Below are 9,873 nucleotides of genomic sequence, written 5' to 3'. Positions count from 1 at the left end.
GGCGCACGACGGCCTGGCCGAGTCCCGGTTCGGGATCGGGCGCCTGCCGCCACTCCAGGTGGCCGGGTTGGGTGAAGACGAGGTGTCTCATGACCTCACGCTAGAACGAGCAGTGCCGCGACGACGGCCTCGATCGCCAGGCCGGCGATGTTCTCCTTCGAACGGGACCTGTCGACCACCAGTGAGACGATGCGGGCGAGGCACGCCCCACCCCACGCCGCACCGAGCACCAGCGCCGCCTCCCGGGTTCCGATCAGCAGCACGGCCAGCCCGGCCCCGATGAACAGTCCTCCATAGGTCGCCCGGAACTCCGAGACACCGAGCGGGCCCGGGAGGTGCAGCCCGATGACGGCGCTGACTCTCCTGGGCCAGATGAGACCCAGGCAGCCGGCGAGGATCGAGATCGCCGCTCCGATGTGTGCGGCGACGCTCACGGCGCCCTCAACGCCAGCAGCGGAATGCCCAGGGCGGTGACGAAGATCAGGTTGAACACCGCGTGCGTCGGAAACCCCAGCACCAGCGACATCCCGGTGTCAAGGACGAACCACACCGCCACCGATCGAATGAGAATCGTCGGCGCCCAGGGCGATCCGTCGCGCAGCGGGCCCCGCACGATCTGGATCATCGTCACCGCCCAGCCGGCCAGCACAGCCCCCAGCACCATGAACGGGAGCTTGAGGTAGTCACGCGCCGCGGCACTGTCGATCGACTCCGGCGGACCGAACCCCAGCACGGAGAACAATTGTCCTGCAACAGAACCGGCGAACACCAGCACCAGCGCGTAAGCCAGCAGCGCGGCGAGGACGACCTGCAGCCACGTGATCCAGGCGCTCCGTGACATCGTCACCTCTGGAGGCCGGCCGGGGAGGCTGTCCGCCCCAGCATGACCTGACCGGCGATCAGCAGGCTGGCGAAGGCGAAGATCAGCGCAGAGGCGGTCCAGGCCAGCGCCTGTCCGGTCTGGCCGTAGAGGTCGGGGATGAAACCGATCGCCAGCCCGTCAAAAGACATGGCGCCCGCGGCCGCCCAGGAGAAGACCTGACGCCGTTCGAGGCCACGCGTCCGTGCGATCCACTGCAGGAAGAGCACCGTCGGAGGGGCGGCCGCCGCGCACAGTGCGTACACCGCAACGCGCCAGTGGGCCTGCAGGAAGAGCGACTCCGGGAGCAGCCTGATCAACAGGGCGAACCCGAATGCCACCAGTGCCCCGACCACCAGACCCGTCCCCGCGGGTGCCGAACCACGATCGACCATGTCTCCTCCGCACATTGTAGCGACTACTACAATTAGTGTAGCCCCCGCTACCACTACGATCAAGCAGTGGGCTACAAGCACTCCCGGGAGGACCTGCTGGCCGCGGCCACCCGGCTGGCCGCCACATCGGGCATCGGCTCGCTGACCTTCGGATCGGTGGGCGCGAGCCTGGGCATCAGCGACCGCACCGTCGTCTACTACTTCCCGACCAAGGACGACATGATCGCCGCGGTGATCGGCGCCCTCGGCGAGCAGATGGAAGCCACTCTCGCCGCCGCCTTCGGCGACACCGCACTCCCGGCCGAGGAACTGCGGCGCCGGGCCTGGCCGGTGCTGGCCTCACCCTCGGCGGACCCGGTCTTCGCGGTCTACTTCGAGATCATCGGGCTGGCCAGCGCCCGGCGCGAACCGTATGCCTCTCTTGCGCCGGTGATCATCGACCGTTGGGTGGACTGGATCGAGCCGCGGATCGCCGCACCCACCCCCGCCGGGCGCCGGCAGGAGGCGCTGGCCTCGATCGCGATCCTCGACGGCCTGCTGCTGCTGCGCCGGGTGTCGGGCGCGCGGACGGCGAACGCCGCCGCCCGCGCGATCGGGATCGGCTGAAAGCTCCGGTCAGGCGGCTAAGAGCCCGGCCGCGGGAACTGCGCGGCCAGGAACCGGTCCCACATGCCGTCGCTCATCAGCCCGTTGGCGCCGATGAGCAGATGCGCCGAGGGCGTCACCCGCATCCGGATCGGCGGGTGTTTGGCGGTGATGGCCTTCTCCACCGCTCTGGCGACACTGTCGGCGTCGCCGCCGAGTCTGGCCAGCGGGCCCTTGGCGTAGGCGTCCTCGGTCGCCGCGCCGACAGCGGCGTTGAACTCCGCGTACGGGCCGTCGTCGGAGCCCATTGCGGTCTGGGCCGTGGCGGCGAACTCGGTTCGGATCAGGCCCGGCTGGACGATCACGACGTCAACACCAAAACCCTTGACCTCGAAGCGCAGCGCGTCGCTGATCGCCTCGACGGCGTACTTCGAGGCGTGGTAGGCGCCGCCGCCCGGGAAGGTGAAGTTCGCCCCCATCGAACTGATGTTGACGATGCGGCCCCAGTGCTGGGCACGCATCCCGGGCAGCACCAGCTGGCACATCCGCACCAGCCCAAAGACATTGGTCTCGAACTGCCGGCGCAGATCGTCCATCGACAGGGTCTCCAGCGCGCCGGACTGCGAGTAGCCGGCGTTATTGATCAGTACGCCGACCGCACCCCGCTCGTCGACGACGCGCCCGACCGCGGCGGTCATGGAGTCCTCGTCGGTCACGTCAAGGGCCAGGGTGTGCGCGCCGGCCGCCCGCAGGTCGGCCAGGGAGTCGACGCGGCGCGCGGTGGCGTAGACGGTGTGGCCGGCCTTGGCCAGCCGCAGCGCGGTGGCACGCCCGATGCCGGAGGAGCAGCCGGTGATGAGCACGGCCTTGGACACGTCAGTCATTCCGACACGGTAGACAGTCATTGCAAAAAGTGTCAATGATGTTCATCCTTGGCACGTGACCCTGGGGATGACGACGGGCGACGCGATCGCCGCCGCGGCCCTTGCCGAGTTCAGCGCCTTCGGCTACCGGCGGGCCTCCATCGAGAGCATCGCCCGGCGGGCGCAGGTGTCGCGGGCGACGGTGTACGCGCACTGCAGCGGCAAGGAGGAGTTGTTCCGCGATCTGGTGTCCCGCCTGCACGAGGAGCACCTGGCGGCGATGCGCGAGGTCGCCGACGCACCGGACCTCGACATCGAAAGCCGCGTCACCCGGCTGCTGCAGGCACGCTTCCTTCGTTTCGTGGAGCTGACGTCGAGCTCGCCGCACGCCGCCGAGCTCTACGACCGCCACGGTGCGCTGTGCGGCGACATCGCCCAGTCCGCCCACCGCCGGGCGGAGAAGATCACCATAGCCGTGCTGCGACACGCCGCCGCCGCCGGGGAGATCGACCTGGGCGCATCCGGGCTCACGCTGGCCCAGGTGGCGGGCGTCCTCAACGACTGCGCCTTCGGCGCCAAGGGCGAGGACCCGGCCACCGCCACGCCTGCCGAGTTCACCGCGCGGCTCAGCCGCAGCGTCGCGGTGATCTTCGCCGGCGTCGGAACCGCCGCCCAACGGCGGTAGCGCCGGCCGGAGGCTACACCCGCCTCTTGCGGACCACGCCGTCGTCGAGCATCTGCTGGAAATGCTCGGTGAAGGTCTCATCGACCGGGTGGTAGGCCAGCCCCAGCTCCTGCCGGCTGCGGATGTTGTCGAACTTCAGCGGGTATCCCACGTTGTGGGCGACGAACTCGCGAGTCATGCCGGCCAGGGGGGCGAAGGCCTTCACCACCGGCTTGTGTGCCGTCCTGCGCGGGAACGGGTAGAGCCTGCCGAACCCCTCGCGCAGGATCTTGCCGATGTCGAGCAGGGTCAGCGTGTCCGCGTTGACGATGTAGCGGCCGTGCGCCTCCGGTGTGAAACCCGCCCGCAGATGGGCGGCGGCGACATCGCGCACGTCCACCACGGGCAGGGTCAAGTCGGGCGCTCCGGCCAGCAGGGTTCCGTCGGTGAACTGTTTCATCGTGCTCAGGCTCGCCGAGTCGCTGGCCTTGGTCAGCGCCGGCCCGAACACCAGTCCGGGGTGAATGGTCACCATGTCCCAACGGTCCTGGGCCTTCTGGTAGCGCCAGGCCTCCTGCTCGGCCACCGTCTTCGAGTACGAATACGGTTGGTGGTCGACGCTGCTCGTGGTGTTCCAGTGCTCGTCGGTGAAGACCCCTCCGGGAACATCCTCGGAGTCGCGGTTGTCACCGTAGATGGCCACCACGCTGCTGGTCAGCACCACCCGCTTCACCGACGGTGTGCGGTTGACCGAGTCCAGCACGTTGCGGGTGCCCTCCAGCGCGGGGCGCACCAGTGCCTCCTCGGCGTCGTCGAAACCGCTGAGCAGGAAGGGCGACGCGGTGTGCATGACCAGCTCGCACCCGGCCATCGCCTCATCGAAGCTGCCGGTGTCGAGCAGGTCGGCCTTGAACAGCGTGAGCCGCCCCGGATGCTCGTCGGACAGCTTGTGCAGGTGCTCCAGACCGGTCTTCTTCTGCGGGTTACGCACCGTTCCGTGCACGGTGTAACCGGCCTCCAGGACTGACCTGACGATCCAACTGCCGATGTAGCCGCTGGCGCCGGTGACGAGGACCGGCGCTTTCGGGTCGATAACCGTTGACTTGCTGCCCATCGCGACATGGTATTACCGCGCGATAATCGACACCGTGGTGATCGACGGATCGGTGGCGGTGGTCACCGGAGCGGGCTCGGGTATCGGCAGATCCATCGCCGCGGAGTTGGCCTCGGCCGGCGCCTCGGTGGTGGCGTGCGACATCGACGCCGACTCCGCCCATGCGACCGCGGCGTTGACGGGCGGCGTCGCGGTGGCCGCCGACGCCGGGAGCACAGCCGGTGTCGCCGCCCTGCTCGACACGGCGCGCCGGGCCTTCGGGCCGGTGGACATCTACGTCGCCAACGCCGGAATCGTCGGGGAGCCCGGCCTCGGTGCCGACGAGGCCGCGTGGGACCGCATCCTCGACGTCAACCTGCGCGGCCACATCCGGGCCGCGAAAGCGGTCCTGCCGGAGTGGCTCGAGCGGGGCCGCGGACATTTCGTCTCCGTCGCGTCGGCGGCCGGTCTGCTGACCCAGGTGGGTGCGGCGCCCTACAGCGTGACCAAGCACGCCGCCGTCGGGTTCGCCGAGTGGCTGGCCGTCACCTACGGCGACAACGGGATCGGGGTGAGCTGCGTGTGCCCGATGGGTGTGGACACACCCCTGCTCCGCGGCATGTCCGGCTCACCGGACGCCCAGGCACGCATCGCCGGCGCCGCGGTGACCGGCGCCGGCGCGGTGATCGAGCCCGACGCCGTCGCGGCTCTGGTGGTCCGGGCCATCGCCGAGGGGACGTTCCTGGTGCTGCCGCACCCGGAGGTGCTGGAGATGTACCGGCAGAAGGGCTCGGACTACGACCGGTGGATCGCCGGGATGCGCCGCTATCAGCGGAGCCTGCGCTGACGCCACCGTGCCCGCGACTCGCACGCGGGTTGCACCGTTAACAGCAGTCCCATCGTTAACATCAGGTGGTGCCGGACTCGTCGGGAACCCCCAGCACCGGGCGATCGCGCCCGGTCTCGCGGCGTGACGCACTCCGCTACGCCAGCGCGGTATCGGCGCTGGCCGGGCTGGGTGCGAGCGCTGCGGCCACCGGGACCCCGACCGCCTCGGCGGCGGCCCCGATGCTCATCGACTACGCCATGCGCCAGATCCCCGCGGCCGACATCCGCGCGGCGGGCTACGCCGGGGTGATCAACTACGTCTCGCTGTCGCGTCCCGGTTCCAACTTCGGCGCCAAGCCGATCACAAAGCCCTACGCCGACTCGCTGACCGCCGCCGGACTGGTCATCGTCAGCAACTACCAGTACGGCAAGCCGGGCGGGACGGCGCCGTCGGACTTCACCCGCGGGTACGCCGGCGGCATCGCCGACGCTCGCACCGCCTGGCAGTTGCACACCGCGGCCGGCGGCGGCCAAAGTGCGCCCATCTTCTTCAGCGTCGATGACGACATCAGCCGGGACACCTGGAATACCGTTGCGCTGCAGTGGTTTCGGGGTATCAACTCGGTGCTCGGTGTGCAACGCACCGGTGTCTACGGAGGGATCGACGTGTGCCGGTGGGCCGCCGCCGACGGCGTCATCGGGAATTCCGGTACGCCCGGCCACCGGTGGGCCTGGCAGACCCGGGCCTGGTCCGGCAACGAAGTCGAGCCGACCGCCGTTCTCTACCAGCGCATCGTGAGCACCGCGTCGAATCCCGGCCCGTTGGTCGGCGGGATCGAAGTCGACGTCAACGACGTCCTGGCCGGCGACTGCGGCCAGTGGAACCTGCACCCCTGACCCCGGGGCCGGCGCGGTGCCTACTTATCCGCCCCGGACGCCCGCGCCGCCCGCCGCCGCGGAATGCGGTCGGCGATGTTGCCGAGCGAGTTCACCACTCTGTTCAGGGTGTCGACGGCGGACTCGAGGGTATCGGCCGTCGGCGTCAGCGCATCCACGGCGGGCTGCAGCCGGCTCAGGATTTCCGCGGCTTCGGTGAGTTGCTCGAGTGGTCCGTCCTTGGCCGTCAGCTTGTCGATCACGCCGTCGGCGGCGAACATCCGCTCGATGACACCATCCTCGGCGAACATCCGCTCGAGTGGGCCGTCCTCGTCAAGCAGGCGATCAACGAGACCACCGGGAGCCAGCATCCGCTCCAGCGCACTGTCCTCGATCGAGATCCGGTCCAGTAATCCGCCCGGCTCGGTGATGATGTCGAAGACTCCCCCGGGCCGCGTCAGCTTGTCCGCCGGCCCACCGCGGGCCAGGATCCGTCCCAGCGCCCGGTCGGGCTCAGTCAACTCGGCAACGCGGTTGGCGCCCACGATCGCCCCTCGCACCGGCAGTATCTCGGTGAGCGGGTCGACCGACATCTCGTCGCCGGTCGGCGCGCCCTCCTCGCCCAGGGACTGCCTCACGAACCCGATCGCCTGGCTCGCGGCGGCAAGCCCGGCGTCGGCCGCCGCGAGGCCCACCCGGACCGGGCCCGTCGCCGCACCGGCGATCAATTTGCTGATATCCACCGGATGAGTGTATGGCTCGCAGTCCTCCCCGTTGGCAACATTGACGACGGGCTTGCCGCGCTCAGGCCTGCGCCATCCGACCCCGCCTCACCAGTACCCGCACCGCAAACCGCCCTCCGGACCGAATCCGCAGGGCACCGCGGAGTTCTCGCTGGCGCCGCCGGTCGCGGGAACACTCTTCTGCAGGGAGCCCAAGCAGTTGCCGAGTCGGCCCGGCAGACAGGGGCCATCGCCTGGTCCTCCGTAGGACTCGCCTGCTCCGGACTGCGACCAGCACATCCCTGTCAGCGTGTCCTCCAGTTGGCCCTCCGCACACGCCTGCGCCGGCGGGGGTGCGAGCAGTTGGGCTGCCATCAGCACGGTGGCGGGGGCCAACGCGATCAGCCCCCGGAAACGCCCGCTCGTCGTTGCCATGCGTGTGCCGCCCATCCGGAGAAGTGACGATCAGCAGTAGCTTAGGCAAGCCGGGACGGGCGGTCACCGTCTCGATCGCCGCGGCCTCGAGCGGGCTACCCGCCGCGGGGGCCACCCTAACCATCTCCGGGGTCAGCCTGCGGGGCTCGGGCCGGCACCGTTCGGGTCGATGAACTCCACTCCGGCGCGAATCGCGGGGCGGTGGCGCAGAATCCGGTAGTGCGCCAGCCGGCCCAGACCTCGCGTGGTCAGCAGTCGTGCGCCCGGCCACGCCGCGGCCACGCGTTCGCTGGCGGCGTGGGGACTGTCCGGGTCGTCGGGATCGTGGATCAGCAGCAGCGGCGGATAGTTGGCCCGCCGACCGGTCCACGTCATGTTCGTCTCGTGCAGCTGCATCCCGATCCGGCGTTCAAGACGACGGTGCAGGCCCGCACGGATCCGGCGGCCGAAGCCGTGGCGTTGCGCGAACAGGTCGAGATAGAGCGGAAACTCCCCCATCGGCGCCAGGAAGACCAGGCGCCCTACCTGTGTGCCGTCAGCCGCCGCCAGCACCGTCGAGTTGGCGCCGAGTGAGTGCGCGACCACCGCGTGCGCGGGACCGTGGGTCTCGATCATCGCCGTGATCGCCTCGGCGCACTCGATGGCGGTGGTCCGCCCCGGCGCGAGCGCACCCCGGTCCGACTCGTTGTGACTGGGCAGGTCGAAGGCGATGACCCGGTATCCCTGCTGCACAAGCGGTTTGACGAACACCGCCAGGTGCGCGCGCTGACCGCCCCAGCCGTGCACCAGAAAGACGGTCGGCCCCTCCCCCCATTCCTCCCCGGCGACCCGGTGGCCGTCCCAGAACGCCTCTATCGGCCTTCCCGGCGGCACTCCGGGCGGCATCCGCAGGCTCGACTCGAGAACCGGAGGGGTGCACCACAACTCGACCGCCCACCGCGATCCCAACGCGGGAGCCAACCGCTCGAGCGCCCAGAACAGCCGGCGCACCCGGGCGGCGACGGGCGGCAGGACACCGGAGCCGGCTGCATCGGGCTCGGCCATCTCGGCGGGATGCCCACGTGCGACCCCTGAGCCGGATGTCCCTTCGGTCATGAGCCCGGATCGTATCCGTGTGAAACCGGGCGCGGCCCTATGCCTGGGCTGACGTTGAACTTCCGTAATCCCACGACAGCGTTCTGACGGGTGTCATGCGGATGTAGGCCGCGCCCGCTCTGGGCTCGGTGGGCCAGTCGGATTCCGGCACTCCCCGGGACCGGGCGCCCTCCCTGGCGAGCTGGAGCGCTTCGTCGTGTTCACGAACGATGCGGGCGTGACCCTGCAACATCACCCCGCGGATATCGGCCATGCTTGAGCCGTCCTCGAGCAGGACACTCACCTTCGGGTTGCGTTCGACGTTGGCGACTTTGCGGGTCCCGTCCCGCACACCCATGACGATGTCGCGGCCGAGGCGGAAGTACCCCAGGGGCACCGAATGCGGGAACCCGTCCTTGTCGATGGTGCTCAGTACCGCCCAGCCCGGGCGACTGTCCAGATAGTCCGCGATCTGCTCGTCGCTCAGTTTCCCCGGCATTCGCAGAGGCTAACAAAAGCGGCATCAGCCCCGGGCGTGGCAGTTCGGCGATACCCGGCTCGGCGGTGGCGCATCCGCGGAGCGGGCCAACCCCTACATTGAAGGAATGCATCTCCGTTGCACGGCGCCGACACGGCGGTGGCGGGTGCGAGCGGGAATCTCGACCGCCTGCCTGGCGCTGGTGACCGTGTCCGGTGCAAGCACCGGACAAATCGCCAGGGCGGACCTCCCCGGGGTGGTTCTCGTCGCGCTCGATGACCCCGCTGCGGTGGCCGGGTGGACGACGGTGAACGATCCCGTGATGGGCGGCCGGTCGACCTCGACGGTCGGCTTCGGGGATGGCGGCCTGGTCTTCTCGGGAACCATCTCACTGGAGAACAACGGCGGCTTCGCCTCCGCCCGCAGTCCCGCCGATCCCGGGATCGGGAGCCGGGCCACCGGCGCTGGATCGCTGGGCGTGCGGGCGCGGGGCGACGGCAAGACCTACCTGCTCAAGGTGGAGACCGCGGGCCTGCCCTGGTCCTACATCCAGCGTTTCGCCACCGAGGCCGGCGTCCCGCGGACCTATGAACTGCCCGTCGGAGGATTCCAGCCGGTCGGCTTCCGTCTCGATCCCGCCCCCGAGGCGCCGCAGACCCTGGACCCCTCGAACATCAGCCGGGTTTCGATCTACATCCTCGACAAGCAGCAGGGCCCCTTTCAGATCACGGTCAGCGCGATCGTCGCCTCGCCCTGACCTCGGCTGCACGCATGTCGCGTACCCGCACTGGGCGGGGCACAGTCCCTGCTGGTCTACCTCGGTATGACGGGCTGACCATCACAGGGTTCCGCCGACTAGCTGTCGTGACCTGACAGGTTGTTGACGGCGTGCCTGCTTGAAATGGGGAGGACCTCCTGACGGAGTGGATGTGTCTGGCATTCACCCGTAGGAGGTCCTCGTGTCTCACGCTAACGCTCGTACCAACCCGTTCGCTCGCCGC

At 69.6% G+C, this 9,873-nt stretch carries 13 protein-coding genes; 5 read left to right on the top strand and 8 right to left on the bottom strand.

The genetic code is table 11. The features are described 5' to 3' along the window. Positions 1 to 95: 95 nt before the first annotated feature. The 3 genes from ACKOQ4_RS09820 to ACKOQ4_RS09810 are packed head-to-tail and all read right to left on the bottom strand — an operon-like array spanning position 96 to position 1,254. The gene (locus tag ACKOQ4_RS09820; protein WP_526291282.1) at positions 96 to 434 is read right to left on the bottom strand and encodes a DUF4345 family protein; all 339 of its coding nucleotides are present in this window, start codon (positions 432 to 434) and stop codon (positions 96 to 98) included. Further along, a complete protein-coding gene (locus ACKOQ4_RS09815; protein WP_526291280.1) occupies positions 431 to 847 on the bottom strand; it encodes a hypothetical protein in 417 nt (138 codons plus the stop codon). The genes ACKOQ4_RS09820 and ACKOQ4_RS09815 overlap by 4 nt, the downstream gene beginning before the upstream one ends. Then, positions 844 to 1,254 (bottom strand): hypothetical protein, encoded by a 411-nt coding sequence (locus tag ACKOQ4_RS09810; protein WP_526291278.1) that lies wholly within the window; start codon positions 1,252 to 1,254, stop codon positions 844 to 846. Before ACKOQ4_RS09810 ends, ACKOQ4_RS09815 begins: the two co-directional genes overlap by 4 nt. 66 nt (positions 1,255 to 1,320) lie before the next feature. Here ACKOQ4_RS09810 and ACKOQ4_RS09805 point away from each other — a divergent pair, with 66 nt between their 5' ends. Further along, positions 1,321 to 1,860 (top strand): TetR family transcriptional regulator, encoded by a 540-nt coding sequence (locus ACKOQ4_RS09805; RefSeq protein ID WP_526291276.1) that lies wholly within the window; start codon positions 1,321 to 1,323, stop codon positions 1,858 to 1,860. Between the two features lie 17 nt (positions 1,861 to 1,877). Here ACKOQ4_RS09805 and ACKOQ4_RS09800 read toward each other — a convergent pair whose 3' ends face one another. Continuing rightward, positions 1,878 to 2,723, bottom strand: coding sequence for an SDR family oxidoreductase (locus tag ACKOQ4_RS09800; RefSeq protein ID WP_526291274.1), 846 nt, complete (start codon positions 2,721 to 2,723; stop codon positions 1,878 to 1,880). A gap of 55 nt (positions 2,724 to 2,778) precedes the next feature. Between ACKOQ4_RS09800 and ACKOQ4_RS09795 the strand changes: the two genes are divergently transcribed. After that, the gene (locus tag ACKOQ4_RS09795) at positions 2,779 to 3,387 is read left to right on the top strand and encodes a TetR/AcrR family transcriptional regulator (RefSeq protein ID WP_526291272.1); all 609 of its coding nucleotides are present in this window, start codon (positions 2,779 to 2,781) and stop codon (positions 3,385 to 3,387) included. Between the two features lie 13 nt (positions 3,388 to 3,400). Here ACKOQ4_RS09795 and ACKOQ4_RS09790 read toward each other — a convergent pair whose 3' ends face one another. Further along, positions 3,401 to 4,480: an SDR family oxidoreductase gene (locus ACKOQ4_RS09790; RefSeq protein WP_526291270.1), complete on the bottom strand. Its 1,080-nt coding sequence runs from the start codon at positions 4,478 to 4,480 to the stop codon at positions 3,401 to 3,403. Between the two features lie 34 nt (positions 4,481 to 4,514). On the opposite strand from ACKOQ4_RS09790, the gene ACKOQ4_RS09785 reads away from it, so the two are divergent. Together ACKOQ4_RS09785 and ACKOQ4_RS09780 are read left to right on the top strand one after the other, a co-directional pair. Next, on the top strand, positions 4,515 to 5,306 hold the full coding sequence (locus ACKOQ4_RS09785) for an SDR family oxidoreductase (RefSeq protein ID WP_526291268.1): 792 nt from the start codon (positions 4,515 to 4,517) through the stop codon (positions 5,304 to 5,306). Between the two features lie 68 nt (positions 5,307 to 5,374). Then, on the top strand, positions 5,375 to 6,184 hold the full coding sequence (locus ACKOQ4_RS09780; protein ID WP_526291266.1) for a glycoside hydrolase domain-containing protein: 810 nt from the start codon (positions 5,375 to 5,377) through the stop codon (positions 6,182 to 6,184). Between the two features lie 20 nt (positions 6,185 to 6,204). Here ACKOQ4_RS09780 and ACKOQ4_RS09775 read toward each other — a convergent pair whose 3' ends face one another. From ACKOQ4_RS09775 to ACKOQ4_RS09765, 3 genes are all read right to left on the bottom strand, one after another. Then, a complete protein-coding gene (locus tag ACKOQ4_RS09775) occupies positions 6,205 to 6,906 on the bottom strand; it encodes a hypothetical protein (protein WP_526291264.1) in 702 nt (233 codons plus the stop codon). Between the two features lie 546 nt (positions 6,907 to 7,452). Then, positions 7,453 to 8,364, bottom strand: a complete 912-nt coding sequence (locus tag ACKOQ4_RS09770) for an alpha/beta fold hydrolase (RefSeq protein WP_526291284.1) — start codon at positions 8,362 to 8,364, stop codon at positions 7,453 to 7,455. An 88-nt stretch (positions 8,365 to 8,452) separates the two neighbouring features. After that, complete coding sequence (locus ACKOQ4_RS09765; RefSeq protein WP_526291262.1) at positions 8,453 to 8,893, bottom strand: pyridoxamine 5'-phosphate oxidase family protein; 441 nt, start codon at positions 8,891 to 8,893, stop codon at positions 8,453 to 8,455. A 145-nt stretch (positions 8,894 to 9,038) separates the two neighbouring features. Between ACKOQ4_RS09765 and ACKOQ4_RS09760 the strand changes: the two genes are divergently transcribed. Beyond that, a complete protein-coding gene (locus ACKOQ4_RS09760; RefSeq protein WP_526291260.1) occupies positions 9,039 to 9,629 on the top strand; it encodes a CIA30 family protein in 591 nt (196 codons plus the stop codon). Positions 9,630 to 9,873: the final 244 nt, after the last annotated feature.

It is taken from the genome of Mycobacterium sp., assembly GCF_046095365.1.
Lineage (GTDB): Bacteria > Actinomycetota > Actinomycetes > Mycobacteriales > Mycobacteriaceae > Mycobacterium.
The sequence above is the reverse complement of the archived record's forward strand: the minus strand, read 5'-3'. Positions and strand labels throughout refer to the sequence as shown.

Coding starts and splice junctions, on each gene's coding strand:
- ACKOQ4_RS09810 (WP_526291278.1), bottom strand. CDS start 1,254: ATGGTCGATCGTGGTTCGGCACCCGCGGGGACGGGTCTGGTGGTCGGG.
- ACKOQ4_RS09800 (WP_526291274.1), bottom strand. CDS start 2,723: ATGACTGACGTGTCCAAGGCCGTGCTCATCACCGGCTGCTCCTCCGGC.
- ACKOQ4_RS09790 (WP_526291270.1), bottom strand. CDS start 4,480: ATGGGCAGCAAGTCAACGGTTATCGACCCGAAAGCGCCGGTCCTCGTC.
- ACKOQ4_RS09770 (WP_526291284.1), bottom strand. CDS start 8,364: ATGGCCGAGCCCGATGCAGCCGGCTCCGGTGTCCTGCCGCCCGTCGCC.
- ACKOQ4_RS09765 (WP_526291262.1), bottom strand. CDS start 8,893: ATGCCGGGGAAACTGAGCGACGAGCAGATCGCGGACTATCTGGACAGT.